The sequence below is a fragment of the Citrobacter sp. 21OH12SH02A-Citro genome (genome assembly GCF_027919895.1).
Lineage (GTDB): Bacteria > Pseudomonadota > Gammaproteobacteria > Enterobacterales > Enterobacteriaceae > Citrobacter > Citrobacter braakii.
The window spans coordinates 3,197,152-3,210,654 of record NZ_CP114801.1 but is presented as its reverse complement, the minus strand read 5'-3'; the positions used below and the strand labels follow the sequence as shown (position 1 = coordinate 3,210,654).

Here is a 13,503-nt window from a genome sequence, read left to right as displayed (position 1 = left end):
ATGAACACCATGACATTAACGCCGGGTCATCTGAGCTTTGCGCAACTACGCGACATCTGGCAGCAGCCGGTCAAACTGAGCCTGGATGCCGGGGCGATTGATGCTATCAACGCAAGCGTCGCCTGCGTCAATAATATTGTCGCTGAAGGCCGTACGGCGTATGGCATTAATACCGGCTTTGGCCTACTGGCTCAGACCCGTATCGCCACGGAAGATTTGCAGAATTTACAGCGTTCGCTGGTGCTTTCCCATGCGGCAGGCGTTGGTGAGGCGCTCGATGACGCGATGGTTCGCCTGATTATGGTGCTGAAAATCAACAGCCTGGCGCGGGGTTTTTCGGGTATTCGTCTCAGCGTGATTGAAGCGCTGATTGCGCTGGTGAATGCCGAGGTGTATCCGCTGATCCCGGCGAAAGGGTCAGTGGGCGCATCGGGCGACCTGGCACCGCTGGCGCATATGTCTCTGACGCTGCTGGGCGAAGGTAAAGCGCGCTGGCAGGGGGAATGGCTTCCGGCGACCGAAGCGCTGAAAAAGGCCGGGCTGGAGCCGATTACGCTGGAGGCGAAAGAAGGGCTGGCGCTGCTCAACGGTACCCAGGCTTCCACAGCCTTTGCGCTGCGCGGGTTAATTGAAGCCCAGGAGCTGTTCGCGTCTGCGACGGTGTGTGGGGCGCTGACCACCGAAGCCGTTTTAGGCTCTCGTCGTCCGTTTGATGCCCGTATTCATGCCGCACGAGGACAGCGTGGGCAGATTGATGCCGCAACGCTGTACCGCCACGTGTTGACCGACACCAGCGCGCTTTCCCAGTCGCATCATAACTGTGAAAAAGTGCAGGATCCGTATTCTTTGCGCTGTCAGCCGCAGGTGATGGGGGCGTGCCTGACGCAAATGCGTCAGGTAATGGAGGTCTTGCTGGTAGAAGCCAACGCGGTTTCCGACAACCCGCTGGTGTTTGCCGAAGAGGGCGATGTCATTTCCGGCGGCAACTTCCATGCTGAACCGGTGGCGATGGCGGCAGATAATCTGGCGCTGGCGATTGCGGAAATCGGGGCGTTATCAGAGCGACGCATTGCGCTGATGATGGACAAACATATGTCGCAGTTGCCGCCGTTCCTGGTGAAAAACGGCGGGGTGAACTCCGGCTTTATGATTGCTCAGGTAACCGCGGCCGCGCTGGCGAGCGAGAACAAAGCGCTGGCGCATCCGCACAGCGTGGACAGCTTGCCGACCTCCGCCAACCAGGAAGATCATGTGTCTATGGCGCCGGCAGCGGGCCGCAGGTTGTGGGAGATGGCGGCGAATACGCGCGGCGTGATTGCCGTGGAGTGGCTGGCGGCGTGTCAGGGGATTGACCTGCGTGAAGGGTTAACCTCAAGCCCGCTGCTGGAGCAGGCGCGCCAGGCTCTGCGCGAGCAGGTTGCCCACTATACGCAGGATCGCTTTTTTGCTCCGGATATTGAATGTGCAACCGAACTGTTAGCCCAGGGGACGTTGTTGAAATTGTTGCCTGAATTTCTGTAGAGAAGCCTTGTTTAGTAGGCCGGATGCGGCGAAACCGACATCCGGCACAACACAGCTTAACTGAACATTGCCGTAATCGAGGCGCTGGCGAGCGAGTGGAAGTGAACGTTAAAGCCAACCATCGCGCCGCTGGCGTCCTCATCGACATCAATACGCTCCACATCCAGCGCGTGAACCGTAAAGATATAGCGATGGGTTTCCCCCTTCGGCGGCGCAGCACCGCCATAACCTGCTTTCCCAAAATCCGTACGGGTCTGAATCACCCCATCCGGCAGCGCAACCAGCCCGGAGCCGAAGCCTTGCGTGAGTACGCGGGTATCTGCTGGCAGATTTACCACCACCCAGTGCCACCAGCCGGAGCCGGTTGGTGCATCAGGATCGTAGCAGGTCACGACAAAGCTTTTAGTCCCTGCGGGCACGTCATCCCACGCCAGATGCGGGGAAATATTATCCCCGTCATATCCCATGCCGTTAAAGACGTGGCGATGCGCAAGCTTTTCGCCATCGCGCAGATCGTTACTGATTAGTTTCATGCTGACTCCTCTCGTTAGCCAAAAAGTGTAGCCAGGAACCGTATGTAGCGTGGCGAAATATTCTGGACTGTTTTGCGTTCAATCAAGGGGGGCAAATCCGGTCTCGTGCAAACCAAGGTATGTGAGAATGTCGGCAATAGCGTTCTTGCTGATAATGTCACGACCAACAGAAGTTAAATCAGCCAGCGCTGCCTTATCCTCTCCGGGAAGTCGGGTACTTTATTCGCACTGGTGACCAGTCCAGCCAGTTCGGCATCGAGTAAACTCCAGATACTCCTTCTCGGCGGTGTCAGGGAAAATCTGGCGAATAATCCAGCCCTGATAGGCGTAGAGACCGTCCGCCACGCCTGATACAGCATTAGCCCGGACGGCGTAGTCGCTGTCGCTGCTGGTGTCGACGTTCTCATCGGGTAGCGCGTTCTGAATATCGCGTAACTGGCGGTCGGTACTTTCCGCAACGGTCGGGACGGGAAATGTCATTAAATAATCCTTACTGGGTGCCGGAACGTGTGCGGGGTGCCGGTGCTGTCGGTTAAACCCACTGCATGAGCGGTTATTGTGTGGTGTTGAGTATTCAGGGAGCGGCTGCGGCACGAAAAATCAAAGGGAAGCGGAGGAAAGGACCCGGCCATATTGACCGGGTTAATTATCTTACTTAACCTGACGGGCGTTGTCTGCTTTCCATTCCTCATATGTTGCTTCGAGGAACCACAAGCAGCGAGCGCCCTTATCAGTGCTTAACAACGCAGGACGTGTCCGCTGATAAAAATCCTCAACGGTTGCTGGAGCTTCAACAGGCACTCCGCAGACAATATCAGTCCCGATCATGTGCGGCCATTTTCCCGCGTCAATGACGCTGAGCGCATCAAGAGCGCCGGTTGTATTTGCTGTTAGGGCAGCAGATAAAGCATCTTCCAGTTTAATGGCCTGCTTAACATCTGCCGCAGCCGCGAGTTCTGGCGTTTTATTCAGCCACGCTTGATCGCCCGCAGCCACGCCTTTCAGCGCATCGGGCCAGTTCACTTCGCCAGCTGCTGAAGTGGCCACAATAAACGGAAGTAGTAGCAATAATGCGAGCCGTTTCATCGTACAACCTCAAGCGGGCCGTCTTCACGTCCATGAACATCGACGGAACCTTTGATATCAGCGCCGCCGTCATCTTTGAGCCATAAATAAGCTGGAATAGCCATTTTCTTAAAACTCCATTTAAGGAAAATCTCATAAAATCCTTTCAATTTAATCACTTACGTGACAAATTCACGCTATCGCTTACTAAAACACCCGTCAATTTTTGCTCAGCATCGACATAAAACGATTTGCAATTTCTTTGATGCAAATAAAAAAAGGCCGGAATAATCCGGCCTTCATGTCTAAATATTGTTACTTCATCAGTCATCGAATAATCCGGGCTGTTTCACTTTTCCACGTCCGGACCGGGCGCTGATTACTCGCTAAAAAATGTTGCACTGCGCACAGCCTCGTTTACGGCCTGGGTCAGACGACGCAACTGATCGGGCTGAATAATGTACGGCGGCATCAGATAGATCAGTTTGCCAAACGGTCGTACCCACACGCCCTGTTCAACAAAGAACTTCTGTAACGCCGCCATATTCACCGGATGCGTGGTTTCGATCACGCCGATGGCGCCGAGTACGCGCACGTCGGCTACCCAACTGGAGTCTGCCGCCGGGGCGAGTTCTGTCCGCAGTTGCGCTTCAATAGTCGCTACCTGTGAGCGCCACTCGCCGGTTTCGAGTAACGACAGGCTGGCGGAGGCGACGGCGCAGGCCAGCGGATTACCCATAAAGGTTGGACCGTGCATGAAGCATCCGGCTTCACCGTTGCTGATGGTTTCCGCGACCTGACGCGTGGTCAGGGTGGCGGAAAGGGTCATCGTTCCGCCGGTTAACGCTTTGCCGAGGCACAAAATGTCCGGAGTTATGTTGGCGTGTTCACAGGCAAAAAGCTTGCCTGTACGACCAAATCCGGTGGCGATTTCATCGGCAATCAGCAGGATACCTTCACGGTCGCACATCTTACGGATGCGCTTTAACCATTCGGGATGATACATGCGCATGCCACCAGCGCCCTGCACAATCGGCTCAAGGATCACCGCCGCAATCTCGTGGCGATGCGCGGCCATCAGGCGGGCAAAAGGCACCATATCCAGTTCGTCCCACTCGCCGTCCATGCGGCTTTGCGGGGCGGGCGCAAACAGGTTCTCCGGCAGATAACCCTTCCACAGACTGTGCATCGAGTTGTCGGGATCGCAGACCGACATCGCGCCGAAGGTATCGCCGTGATAACCGTTTCGAAATGTCAGGAAACGCTGACGGGATTCGCCTTTGGCTTGCCAGTATTGCAGCGCCATTTTCATTGCTACTTCTACGGCGACCGAACCTGAATCCGCGAGAAAAACGCACTCCAGCGCCTCTGGCGTCATCGCCACCAACTGGCGGCACAGCGCAATGGCCGGGGCATGGGTAATGCCGCCAAACATCACATGTGACATGGCATCAATCTGCGTTTTCATCGCGGCGTTCAGCTGTGGGTGATTGTAACCGTGGATCGCCGCCCACCAGGACGACATGCCGTCTATCAGCCTCTCACCGCTGGCTAAAATCAGTTCGCAACCTTCGGCACGCGCCACCGGATAAACCGGTAACGGGGAGGTCATGGAGGTGTAAGGGTGCCAGATATGGCGTTGGTCAAACGCAAGATCGTCCGTTGTCATAATCGACTTGTAAACCAAATTAAAAAGATTTAGGTTTACGAGTCTACACCAAACTCATAACGAAACGTATACCAATATGGCTCATTCTTCTCGCTGGACAATGTCGCAAGTCACCGAATTATTTGAAAAACCGCTGTTGGATCTGCTGTTTGAAGCGCAGCAGGTTCACCGTCAGCACTTCGATCCGCGGCAGGTTCAGGTCAGTACGCTGCTGTCGATTAAGACCGGTGCCTGCCCGGAAGACTGCAAATACTGCCCACAAAGCTCCCGCTATAAAACCGGTCTGGAAACGGAACGTTTGATGGAGGTTGAACAGGTACTGGACTCTGCGCGTAAAGCGAAACAGGCCGGTTCAACGCGGTTTTGCATGGGCGCGGCGTGGAAGAATCCACACGAACGCGACATGCCTTACCTGGAACAGATGGTTCAGGGCGTAAAAGAACTGGGGCTAGAAGCGTGTATGACGCTGGGTACGCTGAACGAAAATCAGGCCCAGCGGCTGGCCAATGCGGGTCTGGACTACTACAACCATAACCTCGACACCTCGCCGGAATTCTACGGCAATATCATCACAACCCGGTCGTACCAGGAGCGTCTGGATACGCTGGATAAAGTGCGTGAGGCGGGCATTAAAGTTTGCTCCGGCGGGATTGTGGGACTGGGGGAAACGGTGACCGACCGCGCGGGTCTGTTGCTGCAATTAGCGAATCTGCCAACGCCGCCAGAAAGCGTGCCGATCAACATGCTGGTGAAAGTGAAAGGCACGCCGCTTGCCGATAACGACGATGTGGATGCCTTTGATTTTATTCGTACTATCGCCGTGGCGCGGATCATGATGCCGACTTCATATGTCCGTCTTTCAGCCGGACGCGAGCAAATGAACGAACAAACCCAGGCGATGTGCTTTATGGCCGGGGCTAACTCGATTTTCTACGGCTGCAAACTGCTGACCACGCCGAATCCGAACGAAGATAAGGATTTGCTGTTGTTTCGCAAGCTGGGTCTCAATCCGCAGCAAACGGCGGTGCTGGCGGGCGATAACGAACAGCAGCAACGCCTGGAACAGGCGCTGCGTACCCCAGATACCGACGAATACTACAACGCGGCAACCGTATGACCTGGCAGCAAAAAATAGACGATGCGTTAACGGCGCGTCGTCGTGCTGATGCGTTGCGTCGGCGCTATGCGGTGACGCAGGGCGCCGGTCGCTGGCTGCAGGCCGACGGTCGCCAGTATCTGAACTTTTCCAGCAACGACTACCTTGGCTTAAGCCACCATCCGCATATTATCTGCGCGTGGCAGCAAGGCGCTGAGCGTTTTGGCGTCGGCAGCGGCGGCTCGGGTCATGTCAGCGGTTATTCCGTTGCTCATCAGGCGCTGGAAGATGAGCTGGCGCAATGGCTCGGCTATTCACGGGCGCTGTTGTTTATCTCCGGTTTTGCCGCTAATCAGGCGGTCATTGCCGCGCTGATGGGCAAAGAGGACCGGATTGTTGCTGACCGGCTCAGCCATGCCTCACTGCTGGAGGCTGCCAGCCTTAGCCCTGCCGTGCTACGTCGCTTTACCCATAACGATCCGCAACATCTGGAACGTCTGCTGACCACCCCCTGTCCGGGGCAACAACTCGTGGTCACTGAAGGTGTGTTCAGCATGGATGGCGATAGCGCACCGCTGGCAGAAATTCACGCGGTAGCAGAGCGGCATGGCGCGTGGTTGCTGGTGGATGATGCGCACGGGATTGGCGTCAGCGGAGAGGAAGGGCGCGGTTCGTGCTCCCGACAGCAGGTGAAACCCGAGCTGTTAGTGGTGACGTTTGGCAAAGGGTTTGGCGTCAGCGGCGCGGCAATCTTGTGCTCAGACAGCGTGGCCGATTATCTGCTGCAGTTTGCCCGTCATCTGATCTACAGCACCAGTATGCCTCCGGCCCAGGCCCAGGCCTTGCGCGCCGCGCTGGAGGTGATCCGCAGCCGCGAAGGCGATGAGCGCAGAGAAAAACTGGCGATGCTGATCCAGCGTTTTCGCGCAGGGGTGAATATGCCGGACTTAACGCTGGCGCAGTCAGACAGCGCCATTCAGCCGCTGATCGTGGGCGACAATCATAAAGCCTTGCAGCTGGCGGAGGCATTGCGTCAACAGGGATGCTGGGTGACGGCTATTCGCCCACCGACGGTGCCGGTTGGTACGGCCAGGCTGCGGCTCACGCTGACCCAGGCGCATGAAGTCCAGGATATCGATCGCTTACTGGAGGTGCTGCATGGCGCAGGTCAATAAGCAGGCGATTGCTGCCGCGTTTGGTCGCGCAGCTACTCACTATGAGCAACACGCGGAACTCCAGCGTCAGAGCGCCGATGCGTTACTGGCGCGACTCGATGGTCGGGCATTCTCTCAGGTTTTAGATGCGGGCTGCGGACCCGGGCGTATGAGCCGTTACTGGCGGGAGCAGGGGAGCGAGGTCTGCGCGCTGGATCTGTCGGCGCAAATGCTGACTGAAGCGCAGCGTCACGATGTCGCCCACCGCTATTTGCTGGCGGATATTGAAGCCATTCCGCAGGCTGCTGCTACTTTCGACCTGGCCTGGAGCAATCTGGCCGTACAGTGGTGCAGCGATCTGCGCGGCGCGTTACGCGAGCTTTACCGGGTGGTGCGTCCTGGCGGGACGGTGGCGTTTAGTACCCTGGCGCAGGGGTCAATGCCGGAACTTCGTCAGGCGTGGCGAGCGGTTGATGAGCGGGAGCACGCCAATCGTTTTTTGCCCGTGGAGCAACTGGAAAACGCCCTGCATGGGTGGGACGTTGAATACCAGTCTCATGCCGTCACGCTGTGGTTTGACGATGCGCTGAGCGCCATGCGCTCGCTGAAGGGCATTGGCGCGACGCATTTGCATGATGGCCGCGAGCCGCGCGTCCTCACCCGCTCACAGTTGCGCCAGCTACAGCTAGCCTGGCCCTGCCAGCAGGGGAAATATCCGCTGACCTATCATCTATTTTTGGGAGTGATTCAACGTGACTAACACTTTTTTTGTCACCGGGACGGATACTGAAGTGGGGAAAACTATCGCCAGCTGCGCGTTGCTGCAGGCGGCGGGGCAGAGGGGATTGCGAACCGTCGGCTATAAGCCAGTGGCGTCGGGCAGTGAAATGACGGTTGAAGGTCTGCGTAACAGCGATGCCCTGGCATTACAGCGCAACAGCGTTGTGACGGTGGACTATGCGGCTATCAACCCCTATACCTTCGCGGAACCTACCTCACCGCATATCATCAGCGCGGACGAAGGTCGCCCCATTCAGGCCTCTGTAATGTCTGCGGGTTTACGCGCGCTGGAACAACAGGCTGACTGGGTGCTGGTGGAAGGTGCCGGCGGGTGGTTTACGCCGCTTTCGCCAACGCTGAGTTTTGCTGACTGGGTAAAAACAGAGCAGTTGCCGGTTATTCTGGTGGTTGGCGTTAAGCTCGGCTGCATCAACCACGCTATGCTGACCGCACAGGCGGTGCAGCAGGCCGGACTGACGCTTGCCGGATGGGTCGCCAATGATGTGACGCCACCTGGCAAGCGTCATGCTGAATATATGGCAACGCTCAGGCGTGTGCTTGCGGCTCCGCTGCTGGGGGAAATTCCCTGGCTGGCTGAAGAGCCAGAGCGGGCATCGACAGGACGTTATATCGATCTTAGCGTTTTGTCTGTAGCGTCCCCCAGTCGGTGATTAGCGGGTTGCTGAGCTGTGTGATTTGCCCCTGAGCCACGTTGCGCCCGCGGTGTAACAGGCAGTAGCAGTCAGCGACCCGACGAATAAACGGCAGGCTCTGCTCCGCGAGCATTATGGCGATGCCGAGCTCCTGGCTTAACCTTACCACCAAGTTCCCCAGCTTGTGGATATATGCCTGGCCACTTCCCCGCGTGGGCTCATCGAGGATCAGCAGGCGTGGGCGTGTGACCAGCGCGCTGGCGAGCGCAAGCTGGTGCTGATCATCTTCCGATAATGCCGCCCCTTTGGCCTGACGCAGTACGAACAACTGTGGAAACAGGCGGTAAATATCACTGCTGTTCATCGTTTCGCTTTCCTCAACCGCCTGGCGCGCAATATGCAGATTTTCCTCTACCGTCAATTGCGAAAAAATCCGTCTCTCTTGTGAAACGTAGTTAATGCCCAGCGCGATGCGATTTGCCGCCGGAATGGGACTCAGGTCGCGCGGCGGCGCGCCAGCCTGATGCCAGAACATGGTGCCGCTTTCGATCGGTAAATTGCCGATAATGCAATTGGTCAGCGTAGTCTTTCCCATTCCTGGAAGCCCCAGCACACCGGTACATTTACCGGGCAGCAGGTCGAGATCCACATCCCATAGGGAGTGTTGATTACCGTAATAATGATTCACTGCGCGAAGACTCAACATAGATTCCTCCAGCATGATGCTATCCGCCCCACGTACAGGTCGTCGGAAGAAAATTGCAATTCTCTTGCCAGAAGAGGGATTGGGGTCAAAAAACAGCAGGAGAGTATGCTGCGCAGGCGGTGATGTCTGGCTGGCCTGAGTGCTGGCGTTGTTTTGTGCACATTGCCAGTGCCTGTCGGTGTCGTAATGGTGCAGGCAAGAAAATGATGAAAATGCGAGCAAGATCCCGGCCATTCCAGGCCGCTTCGTTAGCTGATAAATATCAAAAAATAGCGATAAATTTTTTTTACCCCTCCGGAAAAGGGAGTGAGGGCGTTTTTGCCAGGCTACAGTCCATACGGGCTGGAGGCAGTTATCCACTATTCCTGTGGATAACCTTGTGTATTAGAGTTAGAAAACACAATGTAAGCGAGAGAAGACGCGGCCTGCGACTAAATTGATGCGAAAGACGGCTCGGGAGAATAGTCATTAAATTACAGAATGTTAGATAAAATCAATGGCTGTCGCAGAAGTGTCATGCGTTGCCACAAAACTTTCATCGGGCAGCTTGACAAATGTTAAAAAAGTCATTGCTTTGGGGATAACACGTTTTTGCTGGTGTTTTATCTTGTCTGAGGCCAAATTTTAGCCTGCGGTCACGGTCATTCTGATGGCGTATCAGAAATATTCTGGTGCGTTACTGTTTTTTCATCCAGTATATTTTACTGGCAAAATATACGACTGCGAGTAAAATTACACACCTGCCCGCCCATTGCTTCAGGTAGCTGCTCATGAGTAAACCGTTCAAACTAAATTCCGCTTTTAAACCCTCTGGCGATCAGCCTGAGGCTATTCGCCGTCTGGAAGAAGGGCTGGAGGATGGTCTGGCGCATCAGACGCTGCTGGGGGTGACGGGCTCGGGGAAGACATTCACCATCGCTAACGTAATTGCGGACTTGCAGCGGCCTACCATGGTGCTGGCTCCCAATAAGACGCTGGCCGCGCAGTTGTACGGTGAGATGAAAGAGTTCTTCCCGGATAACGCGGTGGAGTATTTCGTCTCCTACTACGACTATTATCAACCGGAAGCCTACGTACCAAGTTCTGATACCTTCATCGAGAAGGATGCCTCGGTTAACGAACATATTGAGCAAATGCGTCTGTCGGCGACCAAAGCGCTGCTGGAACGTCGGGATGTCGTTGTCGTCGCGTCAGTTTCCGCTATCTATGGTTTGGGCGATCCGGATCTGTATCTGAAAATGATGCTGCACCTGACGGTGGGGATGATTATCGACCAGCGTGCGATCCTGCGCCGCCTGGCGGAACTGCAATATACCCGCAACGATCAGGCATTTCAGCGCGGAACCTTCCGCGTGCGTGGTGAAGTGATCGACATTTTCCCGGCTGAATCCGACGATATCGCGCTGCGCGTGGAACTGTTTGATGAAGAGGTCGAACGTTTATCGCTGTTTGACCCGCTTACCGGGCAGGTTGAATCCACGATTTCGCGCTACACCATCTATCCTAAAACGCACTACGTGACGCCGCGCGAACGTATCGTGCAGGCGATGGAAGAAATCAAAGTGGAGCTGGCAGAGCGGCGTAAGGTCCTGCTGGCAAATAACAAACTGCTGGAAGAACAGCGGCTAAGTCAGCGTACGCAGTTCGATCTGGAAATGATGAATGAGCTGGGTTACTGCTCGGGGATTGAAAACTACTCCCGCTATCTGTCCGGGCGTGGCCCCGGCGAGCCGCCGCCGACGTTGTTTGATTACCTGCCTGCCGACGGCCTGCTGGTGGTGGATGAATCCCACGTCACTATCCCGCAAATTGGCGGTATGTATCGTGGTGACCGGGCGCGTAAAGAGACTCTGGTCGAATACGGATTCCGTCTGCCGTCGGCGCTGGATAACCGTCCGCTTAAATTTGAAGAGTTTGAAGCGCTGGCCCCGCAGACCATCTACGTCTCAGCGACGCCGGGCAACTATGAGCTGGAGAAATCCGGTGATGACGTCGTCGATCAGGTAGTACGACCGACCGGCCTGCTGGATCCGATCATTGAGGTACGCCCGGTGGCGACGCAGGTTGACGATCTGCTGTCTGAGATCCGCATCCGTGCGGCGATTAACGAACGTGTGCTGGTCACTACGCTCACGAAACGGATGGCAGAGGATCTCACCGAATACCTCGAAGAGCACGGTGAGCGGGTGCGCTATCTGCACTCAGACATCGATACCGTGGAACGTATGGAAATCATTCGTGACCTGCGTCTGGGCGAGTTTGACGTGCTGGTGGGTATCAACCTGTTACGTGAGGGTCTGGACATGCCTGAGGTCTCACTGGTGGCGATTCTGGACGCAGACAAAGAAGGGTTCCTGCGTTCTGAACGTTCGCTTATTCAGACCATCGGTCGTGCGGCGCGTAATATCAACGGGAAGGCTATTCTCTACGGCGACAAAATTACCGCCTCAATGGCTAAGGCGATAGGGGAAACTGAACGCCGTCGTGAGAAACAGCAGCTCTACAACGAAGAACACGGTATTACGCCGCAGGGGCTGAACAAGAAAGTGGTCGATATTCTGGCGCTGGGTCAGAATATTGCGAAGACTAAGGCGAAAGGCAAAGGGAAGTCACGCGCAGGCGCGAAGTCTGAAATTGTCGAACTGGATATGACGCCAAAAGCGCTGCAGCAGAAGATTCATGAGCTGGAAGGGCAGATGATGCAGCATGCGCAGAATCTTGAATTTGAAGAGGCTGCGACAATCCGCGACCAGTTGCATCAGCTGCGCGAGTTGTTTATCGCGGCATCGTAAGATTGTTTCCACTTTCCAATTCGCCATCGCGTAAATGCCATGGCGATTGGAAAAATACAGAATGTATTATCACTTATAATTATATTATTCGTTTTTCTATTGCCATTTATTATTCTTAAAATTAATGCACTCACTCTAATTGATTCTTTGCTGAATTGATTTTTGTTTTTCCACTTTGTGAACCTCATCGTTTTATTCTTTACATTTCTGACGATTCTTTCAGCATTTTGGCAGCAAGCAAAAGGCTGTCATTGTTCCTTTTTTTTATAATTGTCCTGTTATAGAAATTTCCCTGACGAAAATATAAAGGAAAATTATGAAAGAGATAATATGCAATTACGCTGAGAATGATTATGCCGTTCAGGACGCCATGATATGTTCTGGAGTTGGTGAACAACACCAGAAAAATTTTGGTGCAGTCAGCCCTCCGTTAGTAAAAACCAGTCTGTTTGTGCAGCAGAGCTATCAGCAATACTGTGATGATATGCAACACGAAGCTGAACGTTACATCTATTCCCGGGGGCTTAACCCAACAACGGAACTTTTAGAACATAAACTGGCAGCGTTGGAGCGTGGAGCGGCCTGCAAAGTTTTTGGATCGGGCATGGGCGCGATAAGTGCAACATTGTTTGGCCTGCTGAAAAGTGGCGACCATATTATTCTGGTGAATAATGTTTATGGACCAACAGTTGTGCTGGTTAAGCAAATGCAACAACGCTTTGGTATTGACTATGACATTGTTCTCGGTGGCGATGTCGAGGATATTCGGCAGAAAATAAAGCCGAATACTCGCATGATATACACGGAATCCCCAGGAACAATGACCATGCGAGTTGTGGATCTGCAGATGATAGCAGGGTTGGCGAAAGAGAATAATATTATTACTGCCATTGATAATACATGGGCTACGCCACTCTTCCAAAAGCCATTGACTCTTGGTTTCGATTTAGTGCTCCACTCTTGTACTAAATATATCGGCGGTCACAGTGATTTAACGGCGGGTGCTGTGGTAGGCGCAAAAGTCTATCTTGATATTATTCGTGATTTTTCACATCAGCTTCTTGGCGCAGTGCTGGCCCCAGATAGTGCATGGTTAGTGATTCGCGGTTTACGAACGTTGCCGCTGCGCATGAGACAACATCAGAATAATACCTATGCAATTCTGACTTTTCTCAATAGCAGAGCAGAGGTTGAGAATATCTGTCACCCTCTTATGGCAGATGCAAAACAACGTGAAATTGTTTCACAACAAATGTTTGGTACTTCTGGTCTCATTAGTTTTGAACTTAAAGATGGCAGTTTTGAAAAAGTTAAAGCCATTATTGATAGTTGTAGAATTTTTAAACCGGGGTGCAGTTGGGGGGGATATGAAAGCCTGATTATTTCTCCAAATCGCGGTTATAACCAGGATGTAATATGCAAAGATGGGATGGCACCTGGTTTAATTAGGATTTCAATTGGCCAGGAATCTCCAGAGATGTTAATCGCGGACTTAGAGAATGCGTTTGATTCTATAAAAACATATTAATAGCGG

Annotated in this window: 13 protein-coding genes and 1 pseudogene; 7 read left to right on the top strand and 7 right to left on the bottom strand. The window is 54.0% G+C overall.

The window, feature by feature from the left end; genetic code table 11:
* Window positions 1-1,521, top strand: coding sequence for a histidine ammonia-lyase (gene hutH, locus O6D90_RS15645; protein ID WP_016156042.1), 1,521 nt, complete (start codon window positions 1-3; stop codon window positions 1,519-1,521).
* 56 nt (window positions 1,522-1,577) lie between these two features.
* Here hutH and O6D90_RS15640 read toward each other — a convergent pair whose 3' ends face one another.
* The 6 genes and pseudogenes from O6D90_RS15640 to bioA all read right to left on the bottom strand — a co-directional run bounded on the left by O6D90_RS15640 (window position 1,578) and on the right by bioA (window position 4,788).
* Window positions 1,578-2,054, bottom strand: coding sequence for a kinase inhibitor (locus O6D90_RS15640; protein WP_016156043.1), 477 nt, complete (start codon window positions 2,052-2,054; stop codon window positions 1,578-1,580).
* Window positions 2,055-2,153: 99 nt separating this feature from the next.
* Window positions 2,154-2,302 (bottom strand): annotated as a pseudogene (locus tag O6D90_RS15635) (gp53-like domain-containing protein); the annotation flags it as partial.
* Window positions 2,274-2,534: a hypothetical protein gene (locus O6D90_RS15630; protein WP_016156044.1), complete on the bottom strand. Its 261-nt coding sequence runs from the start codon at window positions 2,532-2,534 to the stop codon at window positions 2,274-2,276. The gene O6D90_RS15630 and the pseudogene O6D90_RS15635, both read right to left, overlap by 29 nt.
* Window positions 2,535-2,705: 171 nt before the next feature.
* A complete protein-coding gene (locus O6D90_RS15625; protein WP_016156045.1) occupies window positions 2,706-3,140 on the bottom strand; it encodes a hypothetical protein in 435 nt (144 codons plus the stop codon).
* A 154-nt stretch (window positions 3,141-3,294) separates the two neighbouring features.
* Window positions 3,295-3,450, bottom strand: coding sequence for a hypothetical protein (locus O6D90_RS15620; RefSeq protein ID WP_155553748.1), 156 nt, complete (start codon window positions 3,448-3,450; stop codon window positions 3,295-3,297).
* 48 nt (window positions 3,451-3,498) lie between these two features.
* On the bottom strand, window positions 3,499-4,788 hold the full coding sequence (gene bioA / locus O6D90_RS15615; protein WP_088583128.1) for an adenosylmethionine--8-amino-7-oxononanoate transaminase: 1,290 nt from the start codon (window positions 4,786-4,788) through the stop codon (window positions 3,499-3,501).
* Window positions 4,789-4,864: 76 nt separating this feature from the next.
* On the opposite strand from bioA, the gene bioB reads away from it, so the two are divergent.
* The 4 genes from bioB to bioD are packed head-to-tail and all read left to right on the top strand — an operon-like array spanning window position 4,865 to window position 8,489.
* The gene (gene bioB, locus O6D90_RS15610; RefSeq protein ID WP_029139462.1) at window positions 4,865-5,905 is read left to right on the top strand and encodes a biotin synthase BioB; all 1,041 of its coding nucleotides are present in this window, start codon (window positions 4,865-4,867) and stop codon (window positions 5,903-5,905) included.
* Window positions 5,902-7,059, top strand: coding sequence for an 8-amino-7-oxononanoate synthase (gene bioF / locus O6D90_RS15605; RefSeq protein ID WP_016156048.1), 1,158 nt, complete (start codon window positions 5,902-5,904; stop codon window positions 7,057-7,059). Before bioB ends, bioF begins: the two co-directional genes overlap by 4 nt.
* Window positions 7,043-7,798 (top strand): malonyl-ACP O-methyltransferase BioC, encoded by a 756-nt coding sequence (bioC, locus tag O6D90_RS15600; protein ID WP_016156049.1) that lies wholly within the window; start codon window positions 7,043-7,045, stop codon window positions 7,796-7,798. Before bioF ends, bioC begins: the two co-directional genes overlap by 17 nt.
* On the top strand, window positions 7,791-8,489 hold the full coding sequence (bioD, locus tag O6D90_RS15595; protein ID WP_016156050.1) for a dethiobiotin synthase: 699 nt from the start codon (window positions 7,791-7,793) through the stop codon (window positions 8,487-8,489). The genes bioC and bioD overlap by 8 nt, the downstream gene beginning before the upstream one ends.
* Here the strand turns inward: bioD and O6D90_RS15590 are convergent.
* Entirely contained in the window at window positions 8,455-9,177 is a 723-nt protein-coding gene (locus O6D90_RS15590; protein ID WP_016156051.1) for an ATP-binding cassette domain-containing protein, read from the bottom strand. The genes bioD and O6D90_RS15590 overlap by 35 nt on opposite strands.
* Before the next feature lie 770 nt (window positions 9,178-9,947).
* Between O6D90_RS15590 and uvrB the strand changes: the two genes are divergently transcribed.
* Together uvrB and O6D90_RS15580 are read left to right on the top strand one after the other, a co-directional pair.
* Window positions 9,948-11,969, top strand: coding sequence for an excinuclease ABC subunit UvrB (gene uvrB, locus O6D90_RS15585; RefSeq protein WP_016152344.1), 2,022 nt, complete (start codon window positions 9,948-9,950; stop codon window positions 11,967-11,969).
* 316 nt (window positions 11,970-12,285) lie between these two features.
* Complete coding sequence (locus tag O6D90_RS15580; RefSeq protein ID WP_016156052.1) at window positions 12,286-13,497, top strand: trans-sulfuration enzyme family protein; 1,212 nt, start codon at window positions 12,286-12,288, stop codon at window positions 13,495-13,497.
* Window positions 13,498-13,503 lie beyond the last annotated feature (6 nt).